Below are 21,730 nucleotides of genomic sequence, written 5' to 3'. Positions count from 1 at the left end.
AGTCTTCAACAAATTCACTGATGTGTTCACTTGTAAATCAAGAAATTTTCAGAAACACTTTGAAAACGAATTGTTTTTTTATAATACTATCATAAAGTTCGTTATTTAGCTAACAAAAATATAATTTTAAGTAAAAAAAATAAATCAGGAAACGAATCTCCTGATTTTATTAACAGATAAAGCACCACAAATGAATTTAAATTGTAAATCTATTCTACAAAACTTTAAAGACGCTGGCACTGACGCCACCAACCTTGTCTTTATCACTTAAATGGCTATTGGTCAACAACAGTTCTAGATTTCCAGCATTTTCAAACTGGAAGTCTTGCCCTTTAGCATTAAAGACAACCAATAGGTGTTCTTCCCCATGAATCTCATAGACAATCCAACCGCTATGTTCGCGGGCTGAATGAACAAAGACATGATGGTAAATGTCATCATAAGTAGGATAAGAAAAGGCACTGGTTTCTGTCTTCAATCGAATCATATGACGGATAAAGTCAATACTGTCTTGACGCTCATTAATCAAATCCCAATTCACTTGATTCACGCTGTCAGGAGCATTATAGCTATTCATAGCACGCTCTCTATCATCATGTGTCAACTCACCATTTTCACCAGTCGCAACCAGTTTGGTACGACCAAATTCTTGACCAATTTCCATAAAGGCCATCCCTTGCATGAGCAGATTCATGGCTGTGGCAGTTTCAACCTTACGCATGATTTGTTCTGAATTTTGGTCTGGATGAAGGGTTGCCAACAAATCGTGAAGGTTGTAATTGTCATGGGCTTCCACATAATTAAGTACTTGATTTGGATGTGTATAGGTTCCTAATTCACGACTGCCTAGGATTGCTTTGGCTAGAATTGGCTCCGTAGCAGCACCGCTGACAAAACCTGACTTGATAGCACCATAAACTTCTCCACCTTTGACAGCATCGCGCTGATTGTCATTAAAGAAACCAATATTTGGCATCTGGTAGGCATTGTCTTTCTTAGCCTTATCATAAGGTGCAAGACCTGTTCCCATATCCCAACCTTCTCCATAAAGGATAATGTTAGGATCAATTTCGTCCAAACTTTGACGAATCATCTGCATGGTCTTGACATCATGAATCCCCATCAAGTCAAAACGGAAGCCGTCAATATTGTATTCCTGCACCCAGTATAAGAGGGAATCAATCATATACTTGCGGAACATTTCATGTTCGCTGGCTGTTTCATTTCCAACACCCGTTCCATTCTGGAAGGTACCGTCTGGATTCATACGATAATAGTAATCAGGGACAGTTGTTTGGAAAGGTGCATCAACAACTGAGAAGGTATGGTTATATACCACATCCATAATGACACCAATACCAGCATCGTGATAGACTTGAACCATGGTCTTCAAATCACGAATAACCTGAGCAGGATCCTCTGGATTTGTTGAAAGGCTCGTTTCTGGTGCGTTATAGTTTTGTGGATCATAACCCCAGTTGTAGGTCACATTCCCATCCTCATCATATTCTTTATGACGGTCTGCAATTGGTTGCAACTGAACATAATTGTAGCCTATCTTCTTGATGTAATCAAAAGCGGTTGACTGACCAAACTGGTTAACTGTTCCAGTCTGAGCAGCACCCAAGAAAGTTCCTCGAAGATGTTCATCCACACCTGAGGTCGGAGATTTGGTCAAATCTCGAATGTGCATTTCACAAATAACTGCCTTACATGGATTTTCCAAACGCCAAGGAGCCTCAGAACCGTGCTTGACCTCGAAGCTTTCAACTTGCTTTTCTGCATGACTCAGGATAGCTGAACGTTTGCCATCAGGACTGGTCGCGATTGTGTAAGGGTCACGTGTCAGTGTCTGGTGATGAGGGAATTGGACTTGATACTGATAAGCCTTACCAGTCAAATCTTCATCAACATCCAAACTCCAGACACCGATTGTATTGTCTTTATGGTTATAAGAGTAGCTATTGCCTCTTTCCATCTCAAAAGTCTTCCAAACAGGAGCATTGTTAGCGGCAGATTCATAAACAACTACCTGCACTTCTGTCGCTGTTGGAGCCCAGAGAGCAAAATGAGCTTGATTATCCTCTACACGGCACCCCAATTCACCTTGGTAACCCCAATGGTGGTCAAAACTAGCACTATTAATGGCCTTGTCAAAGGCAAAAGGATTTTGATTCTTATAGAAAGGACTGGCAATAGCAGGATTTTCAGAATAATAAATTCTATCATCCCCTTCCAAAATCCAGACTTCTGTTAAAAGAGGATAATGATTAAAACGGATAGCATATTCTTTACTGGTTTGACCTGTATGAACCACAAAATTCAAGCTTTCTAATGCATGAACACTTGGGTGTTCAAAACTAAATAAAGCGCCAAAATAATCTTCTTTGTAGGTCAGCAAATCAATTCGCTGGTCTTGACTTTTTACAAAAGAGCAGGTGTCGTATTCTCCATTCTTGCGATGGTAATGAATACGCATAGGGTAGTTATACATTTTTTAATTTTCCTTTTTACTTCTTAATTTGTTTCTATTTCACTAATAAATTCTATACCAATTTTGTCCCGATTAAAAAACATAAGCATATTATCTAAACTCTGTTTTTAAACAATCATTACAAACTTTCTAGCCAAGCTTCACCTCGAACCTCGATACCAAGTTCTTGTGCTTTTTGAAGTTTGCTTCCAGCATCTGCACCTGCCACGACGAGGTCGGTCTTTTTAGAAACACTACCTGTCACTTTGGCACCCAGACTTTCGAGTTTACTTTTAGCTTCTGAGCGCTTGAGCCGTTCCAATTTTCCAGTCAATACAACGGTCAAGCCTGACAAGGCCGCATTCGCAACTACTGTCTGACCTTTATAATCCAGATTGACCCCAGCTTCTTTCAACTCGTCTAAGAGAATCTTCGATCCTTCTGTAGCAAAGTAAGTCTGAAGACTCTTGGCAATCACACCACCCAGACTTTCAATACTAGCCACTTCCTCTGGATCTGCCTGCGCCAGATTTTCGATTGAATGAAAATGTTGAAGTAACAACTGACTGGCCTTGCTTCCGACATGACGAATTCCCAAACCAAACAAGAGTTTCTCGGCAGAATTTTCCTTAGATGCTTGAATGGCTTGATACAGTTTAGCAGCGGACTTTTCCTTAACCCCCTCTAAAAGGAGGAAATCGTCTTCTTTCAAACGGTAAATATCTGCCACATCCTTGACTAGATTAGCAGCAAAGAGTTTCTCAACAATAGATGGACCAAGGCCTGTAATATTCATGGCATCACGAGAAGCAAAATGAATCAAACCTTCCATGATTTGGGCAGGACAACGCGGATTGATACAACGGAGGGCCACTTCATCTTCAAAGTGCAACAAGTCAGAGTTACAACTTGGACAGTTTGTAGGGATATCCAGTTTCTCTTCAGAAACCCGTTTGGACTCTACCACTCGTAAAACAGCAGGGATGATATCCCCAGCCTTATAGACGATGACCGTATCGTCTTTGCGGATATCTTTTTCAGCAATATAATCTACATTGTGCAGGGTCGCACGACTAACAGTCGTACCAGCAAGCTGAACTGGTGTTAGATTTGCAGTTGGGGTTACAACACCCGTACGGCCAACTGTCCAATCAACTGATAAGAGTTGAGCTTCTTTTTCTTCAGCTGGGAACTTGTAGGCCACTGCCCACTTTGGAGCCTTAACGGTAAAACCGAGTTCTTCTTGACTTGCTAGGTCGTTTACCTTGATCACCACCCCATCGATATCATAGGGAAGACTGTCTCGTTCCTCTCCTACTTCTTGGATAAAATTCCAGATTTCATCTATATTTTCAGCCAAAATCCGCTTAGGATTGACCACAAAACCTAGTTGTTCAAGGTGCGTCAAAACTTTTTCTTGACTATCACGAGTTGACGGGCTGGCTTCTTGATAGAGGAAAGTCGCAAGATTGCGCTTGGCAACTACTGCTGTATCCAACTGTCGCAGGGTGCCTGCTGCCGCATTACGAGGATTGGCAAATTCAGGCTCTCCATTTTCTTGGCGAGCTTGGTTAACCTGGTCAAAAGAAGCGCGTGGCATGTAACATTCCCCACGAACTGTGATATCTAGTTCTTCTGGCAAGGTCAAAGGAATGTCCTTAACACGCTTAAGGTTTTCCGTGATATTCTCCCCAACAGAACCATCTCCACGCGTTGCCCCAGCAACGAAAATCCCCTTTTCATAATTCAGTGAGATAGACAAGCCATCGATTTTCAGCTCACAAATATAGGTTGGATGAGCCACTTCCTTACGAACACGCGCGTCAAAAGCTTCAAGCTCCTCACGTGAAAAAGCATCCTGCAAACTATAAAGAGGATACTGATGACTGTATTTTTCAAAACCATCTAAGACTTTGCCACCAACACGATGGGTCGGACTGTCTGCTAACACTTGATCTGGATAGGCAGACTCCAACTCGACCAACTCACGGTAAAGGCGGTCATACTCACTGTCTGAAACCGACGGATTGTCGCTGGTATAGTACTCAGTCGCATAGTGATTGAGCAAGGCGACCAACTCATTCATTCTTTTATTCATAAAACCATTTTACCATAAATTAAGCCCTCCTCACAATGGAGAAGGGCAGAAAAAACACTTAGTTTGAAATTATTTTTAAAACTCAAGCAGCCTTATATCAATTTTTCAAAATGAGTTCGAACATAAATAAACGATATACAAGACAAGATGATAACACCACTTCCAATTATCAGGAAAGAAGAGAGATGTACACTTGGCAGGACTGTCATAAATCCTTTTGCAATAGGCATAAATAGAATAGCTAATGTAAAAATTGTACTCAGTACTCTCCCAAGAAATTCGCTCTCAACCTTGGTTTGTACTTGAGTAAAAAAGTGAATATTAAAAATCGTCATAAAGAGTTCACAAATCAGGTTTCCAGAAAAGGTTAAAATATTGGGCAGTGGCAAACCCATCATGAAAACTCCTACTCCTGTTAAAATCAATAAGAACAAAAGTGTATTCATGCTTGATTTAAATTTATTTGCTATCAGTGCTCCTATAATTGAACCAATCGCACCCATGGTTAAGATAGTCGCATAAGCTCCTTCTACTCCATATAGTTTATTTGAAAAAGGAAGCAAAAACTCAAAAGCCGCAAAAAAGAAATTAACGCTGGAAGCTACCAGCAAAAGGAAAAAAATTTCTTGCTGATGCCAGATATAGTGTAACCCATCCTTGATATCTACAAAAATATCTCTCCCAGTAAAAGCCTTTTTCTCTTGAACTTTTGCTTCCTCTTTTGGAAGGAAAGCCACTAGAACAAGAGCAATGAAAAAAGTCAGCGAGTCTAGCAGTAGCGTCATATGGAGACTTGCAAATTGTAAAACAAGGAAGGAAAGAACAGGAGAGCTAACACCTACAACCTGCAAAACCAGCTCTAAGCGAGAATTATAGATCACAATCTCATCTTTTTCAACAACCTCAGTTATAATGGCTTTATTGGCTGTACGAGAAAAGGCAAAAGCAATCGCCTGAACAATGTTGGCAAAAATCAAAGCCCCAATCATCCAGCTGTCATTTCTTATAAAAGAAATAGCCAGACAAAGAATCCCACAAACAAGATCCGTCGCCATTAAAATCTTACGACGAGAAAAACGGTCTGAAATGACTCCGCCAAAGGGGTTGACGAGAATAGATGTGACGAGTTCAGAAATCTGATACATTCCCAAAACAGTCTGACCGATAGTCCCCATGGACGCCAACCAAACACTATTTCCATAATCATAGAGCATATTTCCTATCTTGTTTATAGCTCCTCGACTAATCAACTGTACTGCGTATCGATTCATAAAAACTCCTCTCAAATTTTGAAACTATTGTATCAAAATTTGGAGGAGTTTCTCATTTTTCCCATATTTGGGAAAATTAATCTTTGACAAATTTCTCGTAGTGTTCCTGATAGTAGGCTACTTGCTCTGGAAGACCTAGTAGGTCAAAAATATGCATGGCTTCTTGCATCTGCTTACACCCTTCTTTACACTGTCCTTTTTGGTACAAGGAAAAGCCTTTTAGATAATGGAAAATATTACGCTCATACAGTTTGATCCCTTTACCAATAATCTTCTCTGTATAAGTCTCAAAATAGCTTGCATTGTCAAAAGAAAGATGCTCTAAACAATGCTGGTAACAATTGAGGGCCAAAATCAACACTAATCTCTTATGGCGACCAATCTCTAGGTAAAATTCCTCCCTCTCCATCACTTCTCTACCAATCCGAGTGACATAGTCCACATCGTAAAAACTATAGAGGTTCCCGAAAAGAATCAACTCATACATGGTCCATTCTTCTGTTTTGAAGAGATAATCTGCTACCTTATCCAAATCATCCTGCTTCATATCATAAGTCGCATCTCTTTGACAAATCAGACCTTGCAGCAAAATCCAGTTCAGATCAAAATAAAGGGGATTTGTCGAACTCTTAGCCTTTTCAAGTTGTTCCTTTTGCAGCTTTTGAAAACCTGCAATATCATTTGAGTAGTAAAGCGGGATAATTTGTGCCATCATAGAAACATGTTCATGATTATGGAAATCCCTAGCCTTGTCCATGAAATTTTCGATTGTTACATGAATGTTATCCAAAATCTCAAAGAAACGTGAGACTGCTAGGTCAGACTCCCCAAGCTCAAAGCGAGATAACTGAGAAGTTGAACAAGACTCGCCTGCCGCCTCCTTTAAAGAATAATTTCCACTTGTCCGAAATTCACGAAATACTTTTCCAAGATGTTCCATCTTTACACCTGCTCTGATAATTCTTCCCATTCAAGCATAGCTTCTTCCTGACGGTGGCTGATTTTGTCCAGCTCAGCCTGTAATTCCATCAGTTTGTCGGCATCGTTTGTTTCCAACATTTGTTCAGAAATATCTTGGCTTTGACTTTCTAACTCTTCAATTTCAGCTTCTAGACTTTCGATTTGTCGCATGAGTTTGCGAACTTCTTTTTGACTTTCTTTCTGAGCTTGATAGTCATTAACTGAACTTGATTCTTTTGCTTGATTGCTAGTTGAAGCTTCCTCAGCCTGAATCATTTCTACTTCTGATTTCTTCTCAACATAGTAGTCGTAATCTCCCAGGTAAAGAGTCGAGCCATTCTCTGACAATTCCAGTACATGAGTTGCCACACGATTGATAAAGTAACGGTCGTGGCTAACGAATAGAAGAGTTCCATCAAAGTCAATCAAGGCATTTTCTAGCACTTCCTTGCTATCAATATCCAAGTGGTTGGTTGGCTCATCCAGAATCAAGAAGTTATTGTTTTCCATAGACAATTTAGCCAAAAGCAAACGAGCTTTCTCGCCACCTGACAGCATGCCGACTGATTTTTTAACATCATCACCAGAGAAAAGGAAGGCACCTAGACGGTTACGGATTTCAACTTCTGGTGTCAGTTTAAAATCATTCCAGAGCTCATCTAATACAGTATTACTTGGTGTCAGCTTACTTTGGGTTTGGTCATAGTAACCCACCTCAACATTGGCACCAAAGCGCTTTTCACCTTTGATAAAAGGAATCTGGTCCACAATAGACTTGATAAAGGTTGACTTACCGATTCCATTTGGACCAACGATGGCAACAGCATTCATTTTACGGAGGTCTAGGTTGATAGGCTCTGACAATATTTCCCCATCATAGCCAATAGCCACATTTTCAACAGTCAATACAACATTACCCGACGTTTTTTCAGACTGGAAGGTCATATTGGCTGATTTCTTGCCAGCTTCAGGCTTGTCTAAACGCTCCATTTTTTCCAGTTGTTTACGACGAGATTGGGCACGTTTGGTCGTCGAAGCACGGACTAAATTGCGATTGACAAAGTCTTCTAGAGCCGCGATTTCCTTCTGTTGCTTTTCATAGTTTTTTGCCTCAGTAGCTAGTTTTTGTTCTTTCAACTCGACAAAACGAGAGTAATTACCCACATAGCGATCCAAAGAATGCTTGGTCAAATCCAACGTAATTGTCGCAACCTTATCCAAGAAATAACGGTCATGGCTGACAATAATAAGGGCACCGCTATAATTTACCAAGTAATTCTCTAGCCAGGCGATGGTTTCAATATCCAAGTGGTTGGTTGGCTCGTCCAATACCAAGAGATTGGGCTTTTCAAGAAGCATTTTGGCCAGCGCCAAACGAGTATTTTGACCACCCGAAAGCTCAGCAATTTTCATCTGCCACATAGACTCGTCAAACTTGAATCCATTCAAAATCGCTCGAATATCAGCTTCATAGGTAAAGCCACCTGCTTGACGAAAATTCTCAGATAAGCGGTCATAATCTGACATCAGTTTATCCAAATCCTCACCAGACTTTTCACCCATCTCCAACTCCATCTGACGAAGTTGTTGCTCTGTCCGACGTAAGTCATCAAAGACATGAAGCATCTCATCGTAGATGGTATTTTCAGACTCAAAACGGCTATCTTGGGCTAGGTAAGACAGAGAAATTTCTTTTTTCTTATTGATTTCTCCACTAGTTGGCTCCTCTTCTCCAACTAAAATCTTCAAAAGAGTAGACTTACCTGCTCCATTTTTCCCAACAAGAGCAATCCTGTCTCGTTCATCAACCTGCAGGTTGATATTATCAAAAAGAACCTCTCCTGCAAAAGAACGTTCAATTTTATTAGCTTGTAAAATAATCATAAACCTATTTTACTATCTTTTTCTATTTTATACAAATGCAATAAAAAAGTTCAAGTTTAAAACTCGAACTTTTAATATTAATAACCAACCCCTCCACGGAATGTGCGAGCCATATCGTTTAAATCATAGTTCTTAGAAGAAGTGTCAATGGTCCATTTCCCATCTTTTTTACTCATTTTAATTTCATACCCCTCTTTTCTCATACTATCACTAGTATCTAGAGGAGTAGACTCAAATTGGCTTGGAGCATTTTCTAGAATATACTTCTCACCAGCTTTCATAGCTTCTGAATAGTTACCATATTTTCCTTTATTTTCTTCGTAGAATTTACGGCTTAGTTCATAAACATTTAAGTTATCCAAGTCAATTGTTTCTGGTCTTACATAGATAACTGCATAGTCAGGCAAATAAGTTTTTACTTTGTATTCTACCTTTGCTCGTTTAGCATTAGCTTTGATATATCCTTCAGCAAAGGTGCGGAGTTCTGAATCTGAAGGTTTGTAGTTATAAAAACTTTTTCCGAATGATTCTGTAAATTTCTTAATGAATTCTTCCCTATCAGCCTTAACATCATTAGTGAATTCAGCTCCACCATCAGATGATTTTTTATCATCTGCAAGGGGAACAACTTTAGCCTTATTGTCAGTAGTGCTTAGTTTTTTCCCACCACCTGAGCTTTCCCCATCAAGGTAGACCGCATCAACATACTTTTTCATTACTTCTTTAGCTTCATCAATATGATCTTCGTACTTACTTGGATCAACTTTGATAGCTACGTCATTATTCTTATTAGATTTTTCTTTGATATCTTCATAGAAGCTAGGTGCAAAATGAAGCTCATATTTAGCATTTTTATCAACTTCATAGACAACATAGCCAGCTACACTTTTTCCTTTAGAAATACTATCCCCATAATCCATGAATTTAGTTTTACTGTCACTATCATACATTTGAATTGGTTCTACTTTTTCATCTTTTTCATTGTAAAGAGTGATATCGCGGCTAGTGAAACTGAACTGTTTGTCACGATTGTTTTTGATTTCTACTTGAAGTGCAAGATAGTTTGAAGATGAATTTTCATCCTTAGGCAATACAAACATTCCATCTTTAACAGATATTTCAAAGTTAGAATTTGATGCAGTACCGTTGTCGCTGGCTTTTTTCGAAGTTCCACAAGCAACAAGTGCTAAAGCTGATAACAATAAAGCAGAATGCTTAAGAATTTTTTTCATAATAGAATGTCTCCTTTTATTATTACTGATATTATACCATAGGTATAATAATATTCAAAACAGAAAACCGAATGTTTAAAAAAATCTAAAAATTATAGAATTCTTTCTAAAATTGGTGGAACAAATTATAAATGCCTAACTAATCACTAAATGTTTTTTTTAAAATCTATTTCCTATGCTTATACAATAGAAAACCAGAAAACTAAATCTGATAGATATCGTGAGGAAAATGATTTATTAAAGTAGTGACTCTCATGCTAACGTTTTACTAAAACGCTAAAAAGTGCTATAATGTGAACGGTTAAAACAATTTACAAAAAGGAGAATTTCAATGTCTTACCAAGAAAATTACCAGAAATGGGTTGATTTTGCGGAGCTTCCTGACTACCTTCGTCAAGATTTGAAAAATATGGATGAAAAAACGAAGGAAGATGCCTTCTATACAAACCTTGAATTTGGTACTGCAGGTATGCGTGGCCTGATTGGTGCTGGTACAAACCGCATCAACATCTACGTTGTTCGCCAAGCTACTGAAGGATTGGCTCGTTTGATTGAGTCAAAAGGTGGAAATGAAAAAGAACGTGGTGTGGCAATTGCCTACGATAGCCGTCACTTCTCACCTGAGTTTGCCTTTGAATCTGCGGCAGTTCTTGCTAAACACGGCATCAAATCTTACGTATTTGAAAGCCTTCGTCCAACTCCAGAACTCTCATTTGCAGTTCGTCACCTCAACTGTTTCGCAGGTATCATGGTCACAGCCAGCCACAACCCTGCTCCATTTAACGGTTACAAAGTTTACGGTGAAGACGGTGGACAAATGCCTCCACACGACGCAGACGCTTTGACTACTTATATCCGTGCAATCGAAAACCCATTTGCAGTTGAAGTTGCTGATGTGGAAACTGAAAAAGCTTCTGGCTTGATTGAAGTTATCGGCGAAGCTGTTGACGTAGAATACCTCAAAGAAGTCAAAGACGTAAACATCAACCCAGCCTTGATTGAAGAATTTGGTAAAGACATGAAGATTGTCTACACACCACTTCATGGTACTGGTGAAATGTTAGCTCGTCGTGCTCTTGCTCAAGCAGGATTTGACTCTGTTCAAGTCGTTGAAGCACAAGCAACTGCTGACCCAGACTTCTCAACTGTAAAATCTCCAAACCCAGAAAGCCAAGCAGCCTTTGCCCTTGCTGAAGAACTTGGTCGTCAAGTTGGTGCAGATGTTCTTGTGGCAACTGACCCTGATGCTGACCGTGTTGGTGTTGAAGTTCTTCAAAAAGATGGTAGCTACCTCAACCTTTCAGGTAACCAAATCGGTGCTATCATGGCTAAATACATCTTGGAAGCCCACAAAAACGCTGGAACTCTTCCAGAAAACGCGGCTCTTTGCAAATCTATCGTATCAACTGACTTGGTAACGAAGATTGCTGAAAGTTACGGCGCAACTATGTTCAACGTCTTGACAGGTTTCAAATTTATCGCTGAAAAAATCCAAGAATTCGAAGAAAAACACAATCACACTTACATGATGGGATTTGAAGAAAGCTTCGGTTACTTGATAAAACCATTCGTACGTGATAAAGATGCTATCCAAGCTGTTCTTGTCGTTGCTGAACTTGCTGCTTACTATCGTTCACGTGGTTTGACTCTTGCTGACGGCATCGAAGAAATCTACAAAGAGTACGGCTACTACGCAGAAAAAACTATCTCTGTTACCCTTTCAGGTGTCGATGGTGCAGAACAAATCAAAACGATTATGGCTAAATTCCGTAACAATGCTCCAAAAGAATGGAACGCAACAGCTATTACGGTCGTAGAAGACTTCAAAGCTCAAACAGCTACTGCTGCTGACGGTACTGTTACAAACTTGACAACTCCTCCAAGTGATGTGTTGAAATACACACTTGCTGACGGTTCATGGATTGCCGTTCGCCCTTCAGGGACAGAACCAAAAATCAAGTTCTACATTGCAGTTGTAGGTGAAACCAACGAAGAATCACAAGCTAAAATTGATAATATCGAAGCAGAAATCAATGCTTTTGTAAAATAAAACACTATAAAAGATGAGACAAACCAATCTCATCTTTTTTTCGTATCAAATCTAAGCAATTTTAGAAACTTTATGGCATACTAGACTTATCAATGAAAGCGAGGTAATCTCATGGAACAATTTTTAGATAACATCAAAGACCTTGAAGTCACTACAGTTGCGCGTGCACAAGAAGCTCTTGATAAAAAAGAAACTGCAACCTTCTTTATCGGTCGCAAAACTTGCCCTTACTGCCGTAAATTTGCTGGTACCTTGGCAGGTGTCGTAGCTGAAACCAAAGCTCACATCTACTTCATCAACAGTGAAGAACCAAGCCAACTCAATGAGTTGCAAGCATTCCGCTCACGCTATGGAATTCCAACTGTACCAGGCTTCGTTCACATTGCAGATGGACAAATCAATGTCCGTTGCGACTCTTCAATGTCAGCACAAGAAATCAAAGAATTTGCAGGATTGTAAAAAAGCCACTCATCGAGTGGTTTTTAAATGGTCAAAATTGCGTTTTTTCAAGCAAATCTTGTATCATTCTATGTAGTTCTTCTATCTTCTCAGATTGCTTCTCAAGTAGTATTCTCTGACTAGACAATTCATCTTGGAGTTTATCAAGTTTTATCTGTTCATCTGGATTATCTTTTACAAAAAAGTTCGTCAAGGCACTCGTTAACATTCCTATTGTTCCAATACCAACAAGCATTAATAAAACAGCTAACCATTTACCAAAGATCGAAGTCGGAACAATATCCCCATAACCAACTGTCGTTACAGTCACAAGAGCCCACCAAAGACTTTCTGAAAAAGATTTTTCTTCAACTACAGATAAAATTGAACTTCCTACTAGAACAACAAAGATATTAACATAAAATATATAAATCAGGCCATTTGTCCGTAAGAATTTACTAATTTTTCTTTTTAATTTACCTGTAAGTCCAATTATTCTAAGTAAACGAGTCAGTTTCAATAATTTTGTCAGTCTTGCTAAGCGGAAGATACGCCCTAATCGAAATACTGTAAAAATAGCATTTAAAGGAAGGATAGCTAGCAGATCAAAAATATTTTCAATTATGAATCGCCATTTCCCTTTACTTAAAAAGAACCGCCAACCATAATCTACCACAAACACAAACCAAAGTAGTAAGTCAATAATACTGTATGAAGGACTGTCTAAATCAATCATTTCAGCAAATCCAAGCAAGACTAGAACAACAGATATCAACGCAAGGATGATAATCGTTGTGTCATAGTAATCCTTAAATAACCATTTTCTTTTCACATCATTTCTCCTATAACATTTTTAAACATTATACCACACCAAATCGCTACTAGATAAATAAAAAAGAAGGCCCTCGCCTTCTTTTTTATATATCTGTCAATGGTGTTGCGGTATCTGGTGAGGTATCATATACCTTAAAGTCTACTCCTACACCTAGATCAGCCTGTGCCAGCTGATTGACCATGGTCATGTGAGCCAGTTCCTTGATATTATTTTCCTTAGATAAATGTCCAAGGTAGATTTTCTTAGTGCGATTCCCAAGTGTCCGAATCATAGCTTCAGCACCGTCCTCGTTAGAAAGGTGACCCAGATCCGATAGGATTCGTTGTTTGAGTCGCCAAGCGTAAGAACCTGCTCGCAAAATCTCTACATCATGGTTGGACTCGATAAGATAGCCATCTGCATTCTCGACAATCCCTGCCATACGGTCACTCACATAACCTGTATCAGTCAGCATGACAAAACTCTTATCATCCTTCATAAAGCGATAGAACTGAGGTGCAACCGCATCGTGGCTAACACCAAAACTCTCAATATCAATATCTCCAAATGTTTTGGTTTTGCCCATTTCAAAAATATGCTTCTGAGATGAATCCACCTTGCCAAGATACTTGCTATTTTCCATAGCCTGCCAGGTCTTTTCATTAGCATACAAATCCATACCATACTTGCGAGCCAACACACCGACTCCATGGATATGGTCTGAATGCTCATGGGTAATCAAGATAGCATCCAAGTCTTCTGGTTTGCGATTTATTTCAGCAAGTAGGCTGGTAATTTTCTTTCCTGACAAGCCCGCATCCACTAAAAGTTTCTTTTTGGAGGTTTCCAGATAAAAGGAATTTCCACTGGAACCCGACGCTAAAATACTGTATTTAAAGCCTGTTTCACTCATTCTAGTCTTCTACTTCGTCCTCCCATACTTCTTCTTTCACTGCATCCTTATCATAAGGGAGCACAATAGTGAAGGTTGATCCCTTACCGTATTCACTCTTAGCCCAAATAAAGCCCTTATGTTGTTTGATAATTTCTTTAGCAATAGACAGTCCTAGGCCTGTACCACCTTGGGCACGACTTCTGGCACGATCAACACGATAAAAACGGTCAAAAATACGTGGTAAATCCTGCTTAGGAATACCCAAACCTTGGTCTGAGATAGATAAAATCATCTGATCATCAGTTGTCTTCATGGTCACTGTGATTTTCCCACCATCTGGTGAATACTTAATGGCATTGTTAAGAATATTATCAATCACCTGCGTCATTTTGTCTGTATCAATTTCAATCCAGACAGACGTAATCGGATAATCTCTAACCAATTCGTATTTCTTCTCTTCATCTGATCCCCTCATCTTATCAAAACGGTTAAGAATAAAAGTAATAAAAGCTGTAAAGTTAATCAGTTCCACATCTAGATGACTGGTTGCATTATCAATACGTGAAAGATGGAGAAGATCCGTCACCATCCGCATCATACGGTTTGTTTCGTCTAGAGACACCTTGATAAAGTCTGGAGCGACAGGTTCTGACAAGGCACCCTCATCCAAGGCTTCAAGATAGGATTTTACGCTGGTCAGAGGCGTCCGTAGCTCATGACTAACGTTGGAAACAAAGAGCCTCCGTTCCCGTTCTTCCTTCTCCTGCTCCGTCGTATCATGCAAAACTGCAACCAAACCTGAGATAAAGCCAGACTCTCGACGAACCAAGGCAAAACGTACACGAAGGCTCAGATATTCACCATTGGCATCCTGAGAATCAATCATAAGCTCAGGAACTTGGGTAATCAAATCACGAAGTTCATACTCATCTTCAATCTCAAGCAATTCTAGGATACTTTTGTTTAGAACATCTTCTTTCTGAACACCTAACTGTTTCTTAGCCATGTCATTAATCATGGTAATCTTGCCACGACGATTGGTCGCAAGGACTCCGTCCGTCATATAAGAGAGGATACTATGTAATCGTTTACTCTCTTGTTCCAGATTTTCTTGAGTCAAACGGATTACTTCTGATAAATCATTGAGATTATTGGTAATATTAGTGATTTCAGAGCTTCCCTGCATATCCAATACCTGAGAATAGTCTCCTGCAATCAGGTCTTTCACCTTTTGATTAATTTGCTTCAACCGAATATTATCTCGCCGATTTTCTAGCAAAAGCAATGTAACAATCAAGATAAAACCCAATAAAATTAAAATGAAGATAAAATCACTAGTAAGAATATTTTTTCTAATAAATTCAATCATTATTTCTCATATAATAACCAACACCGCGACGTGTTAGGATATACTCTGGACGACTTGGTGTATCTTCAATCTTCTCACGCAAACGTCTGATAGTTACGTCAACAGTTCGAACATCTCCGAAATAATCATAACCCCAGACCGTTTCAAGCAAGTGTTCACGGGTAATCACTTGACCAATATGAGAAGCCAAGTGATACAAAAGCTCAAATTCACGGTGGGTTAAGTCTAGTTCTTCACCGTATTTTTTAGCTACATAAGCATCTGGCACAATCTCCAAGTCCCCAATTTGCAAGGGTTGGGTTTTCTTTTCATCTGACTCTTGATTATCTACAGAAGCCAAGTCCGTGCGACGAAGGAGAGCTTTAACACGCGCCTGCAACTCACGATTTGAGAAGGGTTTGGTTACATAGTCATCTGCACCAAGCTCTAAACCGATAACCTTATCAAATTCACTGTCTTTAGCTGAAAGCATGATAATAGGTACACTACTAGTCTTGCGAATAGTCTTAGCAACTTCTAAACCATCAATTTCTGGAAGCATCAAATCCAGAATAATAATATCTGGTTGCTCTGCTTCATATTGCTCTAGCGCTTCACGACCATTAAAAGCAGTTACAACCTCGTAACCTTCCTTGGTCATATTAAACTTGATAATATCCGAGATTGGTTTTTCATCATCTACAATTAATATTTTTTTCATTTGTTCACCTTTTTCTCTACTATTATACCAAAAAATAAAAAGAAGACACAATAGCTAGTCTTTGCTACTGCCTAAGTTGGCTTTTGCATAAGCCTGCCAGATTTTTTGTTGGGGTTTGGCAAGTGGAACATCCTTAAACTCTTCTGGTGAAAGCCAGCGAACTTCCCTATCTGAAAAATCATGGAAGTCACTCACTTTACCTGCTACAATTTGAACATGCCACTTGCGATGGCTAAAGATATGCTTGACAGTCTCAAAACAAACATCAAGCCAATCAACTTCTAAGTCATAGTCCTGCTGAAAACTCTCCTCTGGACTGGGGCCAAAGTTTACACTTTCTTCCGCAACCTGATGAAAGAGGTCAAACTGCTCCTCTTGCGAAAAGTCATCTACTTCTACCAGTGGGAAATGCCAAAAACCTGCCAATAGCTTTTCACTTTCATTTTTTTCAAGTAAAAATTGTCCCTGAGTATTTTTGACCACCAAGGCTTTAAGATAAATAGGAACTGGCTTTTTCTTGGGAGCCTTGATTGGATAACGGTCCATTGTGCCATTCTGATATGCCGCACTAAAATCCTTAACTGGGCTTTCTTCTGGTCTGGGATTTACAGGCGCCTCAATATCAGATCCCAAGTCCATCAAAGCTTGATTAAAGTCACCAGGCCTTTCTAGGTCAATCAAGATTTCCATCATTTCCTGAAAAATTTTACGATTACTTGGAATCCCAATATCGTGGTTGACTTCAAATAGACGCGCCAAAACTCGCATGACATTACCATCTACAGCTGGCTCAGGCAAGTTAAAAGCAATACTGGAAATGGCTCCTGCTGTATAAGGACCAATCCCTTTCAAGCTGGAAATTCCTTCATAGGTATTTGGAAATTGACCACCAAAGTCAGCCATAATCTGCTGAGCCGCAGCCTGCATATTACGAATTCGAGAATAATAACCCAAACCTTCCCAAGCCTTCAACAAACGCTCTTCAGGGGCAGTTGCCAAACTTTCCACTGTTGGAAACCAGTCCAAGAATCTTTCGTAATAAGGGATAACTGTATCCACCCTGGTTTGCTGGAGCATAATTTCAGACACCCAGATATGATAAGGATTTTTACTTCTACGCCAGGGTAAATCTCTTTTGTTTTCATCATACCAGGCGAGAAGTTTCTCACGGAAAGAAACAATCTTCTCCTCCGGCCACATGACGATACCGTATTCTTTCAAATCTAACATATCTCTAGTATAACACAGAAGATTCTAACTGTCCTTTTCCTAGTATTAATACTCTTCGAAAATCAAATTCAAACCACGTCAACGTCGCCTTGCCGTACTCAAGTACAGCCTGCGGCTAGTTTCCTAGTTTGCTCTTTGATTTTCATTGAGTATAAAAAACCTCTTCCCAAGGGAAAGAGGACTAAATCTTATTGATGAACAGCTTGGGCTGCTGTGATAAGGGTCAACTTGTAGACATCATCAGCATTACATCCACGAGAGAGGTCGTTAACTGGCTTGTTCAAGCCTTGCAAAACAGGCCCTACAGCCGCAAAACCACCAAGACGTTCTGCCATCTTGTAGCCAATATTTCCTGCCTCGATACCTGGGAAGATGAAGACGTTTGCTTGACCAGCTACTGTACTTCCAGGAGCTTTCAGAGCTGCAGTTTCTGGAACGAAGGCTGCATCAAATTGCAATTCCCCATCGATTTCAAGGTCAGGACGCAAGTCGTGAGCAATTTTAGTGGCTTCAACAACCTTATCAACACTTTCACCAAAACCTGACCCTTTAGTAGAATAGCTTAGCATAGCAATTTTAGGTTCGATGCCAAACATCTTAGCTGTGATTGCTGAGTTGATGGCAATTTCAGCCAAGGCTTCTGCATCTGGATTGATGTTGATGGCACAGTCACCAAATAGGTAACGTTCCGTACCACGAACCATGAGGAAGGCACCTGAAGTACGAGTAACATTTGGACGAGTTTTGATGATTTGAAGAGCTGGGCGAACTGTTGAAGCAGTTGAGTGAATCGCACCTGACACCATTCCATCAACCAAGCCCAGGTATACTAACATAACACCAAAATAATTGACATCTTCAACCAAAACCTTGCGTGCATCTTCTTCAGACATTTTGCCCTTGCGACGCTCCACCAAGGCAGCAACCATTTCTTCAAATTTATCGTAGTGTTGAGGGTCGATGACTTCATAACCGTCCTCAATACCTTCGATTTCAAGATAAATTTTAATTTTTTCAGGATTTCCAAGCAAAACAGGAATCACTTCTGTTTCTTTTACCAGGCGTTTAGTCGCTTGAAGAATACGAGGTTCTTCCCCTTCAGGGAGAACGATACGAGCATTTTTACCAACCAAGTTGGCTTTGAGACTTTCAAAAACTTCCATGAGTTTTCTCCTTTAAGATAATAATTATACTCTGAAATAGTTTTTATAGAGTATTAGTTGATAACTGAGTAATAAGGTTACTAAAATCATCCGGCAAGGGACTTTCTAACTGCAAGTCTTGCTCTAAAAATGGATGATAAAAGGATAGATAATGGCAATGCAGGGCTTGGCGCTGAATTCCATCGTCTAGACTACCACCATACAAGTCATCTCCCAACAAAGGAAAACCAATATGAGAAAAATGGACTCGGATTTGGTGGGTTCGCCCAGTGTGCAGGCGAATATCGACCAAGTGAATATTTCCATAAGAAGCTACAATCTTGTAAGAAGTATGGGCATACTTTCCACCTTTAGCCACCCGTCTGGTGATAATAGAGTCTTCATCACGCGCAATAGGAGCAATAATTTCCCCCTCTGACTCCAAGTGTCCATCGCCTGTAACCAAAGCAAAATAGCGCTTCTCGATAGACTTCTTCTGCAACTGCTTGTCTAATCGTGCGTGGGCATAGCCGTGCTTGGCAAAGAGCATCAAGCCAGAAGTGTCCCTATCAAGTCTGGTTACAATGTGAACCTGCTGATTTTCATAGTCTTGCTTGACGTAGTAACCCTTGATAAAATTGGCAATGGTATTAGAGTGATTGACACTAGGAATAGAAGCCACTCCATAGGGTTTATTTAAGACTAGAAAATGGTCATCCTCATAGAGAATATCTAATGGTCTCTCGATAGCTTCTAGGGTTTCAAAGCCTTCCTCAGCAGGAATATCGATGATAACTCGGTCTCCAATATCCAATAGATAGGTTGCATTTTGCGGTTGGTCATTGACCAGTATAGCTCCACCTCGAAACTTTATTTTGGCCAGCACCCCCTTAGAAACCTCGTGCTTTTTCAAAAAGGTCTTGACTTTGACATGCTCATCTGCGATAAATTCAAACCTCATTCGTCCACCTCGCCGATGAAAGCATCCTTAACTCGGTTCCAGAAACTGGTATGACTAGGTGATGCGACAAAGTGAATCTTATGATGGTCGATTTGATACTCAATTCGTTCAATATTGCGGAAGGAATAAACGCTATTGTCAACCGAAATAGTATGGTAATCGTTTCTCGTTGGAATGAGTTCAATCTTATCCTTCTTAGGAACAATAATGGACGAACCTAGCGTTCGATAGACACGATTGTTAAGGCTGGCAATTTCCGTTAATTGCAAAGCTTCAATGGTAGGGTGTAAAACAGCTCCGCCAAGTGATTTGTTATAGGCTGTACTACCAGTCGGGGTCGAAACTGTTAGCCCATCTCCACGAAAACGTTCAAAGTGGACACCGTTAATCACAACATCCGCCACCATGGTTCGATCAGACCTGCGGATACTGGCTTCATTTAGTGCTCTAAAAATCTTCACTTCACCATTTTCAAGAAAGACCTTCACATTTAGAACAGGGTAAGAGACTCTTGCTCCGGTATCTAGCTGCAAATTAGTCACTAGCTTGTCCAACTCAAAATCACGGTAGTCCGTATAGAAGCCCAAATGTCCAGTATGAACACCGATAAAGCGGACCTTGTCAAGCTGATTTTCGTACTTATGAAAGGCCGACAAGAGCATGCCATCCCCACCAATGGAGATGACAATGTCCGGATTGGTATCATTGAGTATAAACTGATTTCTCTTCAAACGATCTCGCAATTCATACAAAACCCTTTGACTCTGCGGTTTTCTATTTGCTATCAGGTCAATTCGTTTACCTGTATTCTTCATCTGTATCGTCACTGTTTCCTACACCATCATTTAATTTTCTACTCAAAGGATCAAAAAGAGCCTGAGCTTCTTGAATATCATCTCGAATTTTACCCATTTCTTCATCCAACTGATGGGCAATTTTGGCCGTGATTTCCAGTCGCTTCTTAATTTCCTCTGGGAAATCCCCTTGGTACTTGTAGTTGAGAGAATGTTCTATCGTTGCCCAAAAATTCATGGCCAAGGTACGAATTTGAATTTCCGCCAAAATGGTCTTGGCTCCATTGATGGTATCAACCGAATATTCTACTACCACGTGATAGGAACGGTAGCCTGATGCTTTTCGATGAGTAATGTAATCTCGCTCCTGTATGATCCGCATATCCTGACGTTTGCGCAAAATCTCCACTACTTCCTTAACGTCATCTACAAACTGAACCATCACACGCAAACCAGCAATATCCTGTAAATCGTGTTCTAAGGTCGCATAAGTAATACCACGTCGAGCCATTTTTTCCTTGATACTCTCAATTGGCTTGACTCGACCAGTCACAAACTCAATCGGAGAATGCTTATTTTGCTTACGATATTGCTTCCGAATACCACGTAGTTTAATCTTTAACTCACCAACAGCTTGAATGTAAGGATCTAGAAATTCTTCCCATTCTAAGGTCATATATTCTCCCTTGTTCCCATATTATCCTTCAAAAATATCTTTGATTTTTTCTCCAGATTCATATACAATAAATACAATGCTTATTATACCATAAATCCGCTTTCAAAGATAAAGAAAAGGTAAGAAAAATGAAACATTTAGAAATTGAATTGAAAACACTCTTGAAAAAAGATGAATATGATCGTCTAAAAGACCAGTTCACAGGTGTCACTCCTGTTCTTCAAAAAAATTACTACATAGACACGCCTGATTTTGAACTGCGAGAAAAGAATGTTGCTATGCGCATTCGAACCTTTGAAGACTGGGCAGAATTGACACTCAAAGTCCCTCAAAGTGTTGGAAACATGGAATACAACCAAAAATTGCAACTAAAAGATGCTGAAAACTATCTGAGTAAGAAAGAACTTCCTCAGGGGCTAGTACTGGAAGAATTGGCGAAACATGGTATTAAAACTAGTGAATGGCAGATCCTTGGTTGTCTAACAACGCTTCGCTATGAAATGCAAACAGCTATTGGTCTCATGGCGCTGGATGAAAGTCAGTACTTTGATATTACAGATTACGAATTAGAGCTTGAAGTTGAGAATCACGAGCAAGGGAAACAAGATTTCCAGCAATTTTTAGAGGAAAATCAGATTTCCTACCAAAAAGCCCCTTCAAAATTGGTCCGATTTGTCAAAAGCATGAAAAATAGCTGAAATAATCTCTATTTTTTGGTAAAATAGAAAAGATAAAATACAAAA

Annotated in this window: 18 protein-coding genes; 3 read left to right on the top strand and 15 right to left on the bottom strand. The window is 39.7% G+C overall.

All coding sequences use genetic code 11. The features are described 5' to 3' along the window. Nucleotides 1-214: 214 nt before the first annotated feature. The 6 genes from pulA to CBI42_RS03830 all read right to left on the bottom strand — a co-directional run bounded on the left by pulA (nucleotide 215) and on the right by CBI42_RS03830 (nucleotide 9,918). The gene (gene pulA / locus CBI42_RS03855; protein ID WP_094753297.1) at nucleotides 215-2,494 is read right to left on the bottom strand and encodes a type I pullulanase; all 2,280 of its coding nucleotides are present in this window, start codon (nucleotides 2,492-2,494) and stop codon (nucleotides 215-217) included. Between the two features lie 118 nt (nucleotides 2,495-2,612). Continuing rightward, nucleotides 2,613-4,571, bottom strand: coding sequence for an NAD-dependent DNA ligase LigA (gene ligA, locus CBI42_RS03850; protein WP_094753296.1), 1,959 nt, complete (start codon nucleotides 4,569-4,571; stop codon nucleotides 2,613-2,615). 92 nt (nucleotides 4,572-4,663) lie between these two features. Continuing rightward, nucleotides 4,664-5,842: an MFS transporter gene (locus tag CBI42_RS03845; protein WP_049491449.1), complete on the bottom strand. Its 1,179-nt coding sequence runs from the start codon at nucleotides 5,840-5,842 to the stop codon at nucleotides 4,664-4,666. Nucleotides 5,843-5,918: 76 nt separating this feature from the next. Then, nucleotides 5,919-6,782: an Rgg family transcriptional regulator gene (locus tag CBI42_RS03840; RefSeq protein ID WP_004254240.1), complete on the bottom strand. Its 864-nt coding sequence runs from the start codon at nucleotides 6,780-6,782 to the stop codon at nucleotides 5,919-5,921. Between the two features lie 2 nt (nucleotides 6,783-6,784). Then, the gene (gene abc-f / locus CBI42_RS03835) at nucleotides 6,785-8,686 is read right to left on the bottom strand and encodes a ribosomal protection-like ABC-F family protein (RefSeq protein ID WP_094753295.1); all 1,902 of its coding nucleotides are present in this window, start codon (nucleotides 8,684-8,686) and stop codon (nucleotides 6,785-6,787) included. Nucleotides 8,687-8,763: 77 nt separating this feature from the next. Further along, the gene (locus CBI42_RS03830; RefSeq protein WP_042751227.1) at nucleotides 8,764-9,918 is read right to left on the bottom strand and encodes a DUF4352 domain-containing protein; all 1,155 of its coding nucleotides are present in this window, start codon (nucleotides 9,916-9,918) and stop codon (nucleotides 8,764-8,766) included. A gap of 331 nt (nucleotides 9,919-10,249) precedes the next feature. On the opposite strand from CBI42_RS03830, the gene CBI42_RS03825 reads away from it, so the two are divergent. Continuing rightward, nucleotides 10,250-11,968, top strand: a complete 1,719-nt coding sequence (locus CBI42_RS03825; RefSeq protein WP_094753294.1) for a phospho-sugar mutase — start codon at nucleotides 10,250-10,252, stop codon at nucleotides 11,966-11,968. 111 nt (nucleotides 11,969-12,079) lie between these two features. Next, a complete protein-coding gene (locus tag CBI42_RS03820) occupies nucleotides 12,080-12,427 on the top strand; it encodes a thioredoxin (protein ID WP_023944304.1) in 348 nt (115 codons plus the stop codon). 31 nt (nucleotides 12,428-12,458) lie between these two features. Here CBI42_RS03820 and CBI42_RS03815 read toward each other — a convergent pair whose 3' ends face one another. The 9 genes from CBI42_RS03815 to CBI42_RS03770 form a co-directional block, all read right to left on the bottom strand. Beyond that, complete coding sequence (locus CBI42_RS03815) at nucleotides 12,459-13,238, bottom strand: potassium channel family protein (RefSeq protein WP_094753293.1); 780 nt, start codon at nucleotides 13,236-13,238, stop codon at nucleotides 12,459-12,461. Between the two features lie 85 nt (nucleotides 13,239-13,323). Continuing rightward, nucleotides 13,324-14,133: an MBL fold metallo-hydrolase gene (locus CBI42_RS03810; protein ID WP_094753292.1), complete on the bottom strand. Its 810-nt coding sequence runs from the start codon at nucleotides 14,131-14,133 to the stop codon at nucleotides 13,324-13,326. Nucleotide 14,134: 1 nt separating this feature from the next. Further along, a complete protein-coding gene (gene vicK / locus CBI42_RS03805) occupies nucleotides 14,135-15,484 on the bottom strand; it encodes a cell wall metabolism sensor histidine kinase VicK (protein ID WP_042751232.1) in 1,350 nt (449 codons plus the stop codon). After that, the gene (yycF, locus tag CBI42_RS03800; protein ID WP_033685152.1) at nucleotides 15,477-16,184 is read right to left on the bottom strand and encodes a response regulator YycF; all 708 of its coding nucleotides are present in this window, start codon (nucleotides 16,182-16,184) and stop codon (nucleotides 15,477-15,479) included. Before yycF ends, vicK begins: the two co-directional genes overlap by 8 nt. Before the next feature lie 54 nt (nucleotides 16,185-16,238). Beyond that, entirely contained in the window at nucleotides 16,239-17,414 is a 1,176-nt protein-coding gene (gene mutY / locus CBI42_RS03795; RefSeq protein ID WP_094753291.1) for an A/G-specific adenine glycosylase, read from the bottom strand. Between the two features lie 188 nt (nucleotides 17,415-17,602). Further along, nucleotides 17,603-18,577: a phosphate acetyltransferase gene (gene pta, locus CBI42_RS03785; RefSeq protein ID WP_000451571.1), complete on the bottom strand. Its 975-nt coding sequence runs from the start codon at nucleotides 18,575-18,577 to the stop codon at nucleotides 17,603-17,605. A gap of 43 nt (nucleotides 18,578-18,620) precedes the next feature. Then, nucleotides 18,621-19,517 carry an RluA family pseudouridine synthase gene (locus CBI42_RS03780; RefSeq protein ID WP_094753290.1) on the bottom strand — a complete coding sequence of 299 codons (897 nt, stop codon included), beginning with the start codon at nucleotides 19,515-19,517 and terminating at the stop codon, nucleotides 18,621-18,623. Further along, nucleotides 19,514-20,332 carry an NAD kinase gene (locus CBI42_RS03775; RefSeq protein WP_000799056.1) on the bottom strand — a complete coding sequence of 273 codons (819 nt, stop codon included), beginning with the start codon at nucleotides 20,330-20,332 and terminating at the stop codon, nucleotides 19,514-19,516. Before CBI42_RS03775 ends, CBI42_RS03780 begins: the two co-directional genes overlap by 4 nt. Next, on the bottom strand, nucleotides 20,316-20,987 hold the full coding sequence (locus CBI42_RS03770) for a GTP pyrophosphokinase (protein ID WP_094753289.1): 672 nt from the start codon (nucleotides 20,985-20,987) through the stop codon (nucleotides 20,316-20,318). Before CBI42_RS03770 ends, CBI42_RS03775 begins: the two co-directional genes overlap by 17 nt. A 128-nt stretch (nucleotides 20,988-21,115) precedes the next feature. Here CBI42_RS03770 and CBI42_RS03765 point away from each other — a divergent pair, with 128 nt between their 5' ends. Next, complete coding sequence (locus CBI42_RS03765) at nucleotides 21,116-21,685, top strand: CYTH domain-containing protein (protein ID WP_094753288.1); 570 nt, start codon at nucleotides 21,116-21,118, stop codon at nucleotides 21,683-21,685. Nucleotides 21,686-21,730: the final 45 nt, after the last annotated feature.

The organism is Streptococcus sp. KR, from assembly GCF_002238115.1.
Classification (GTDB): domain Bacteria; phylum Bacillota; class Bacilli; order Lactobacillales; family Streptococcaceae; genus Streptococcus.
This window is presented reverse-complemented; position numbering and strand designations above follow the sequence as displayed.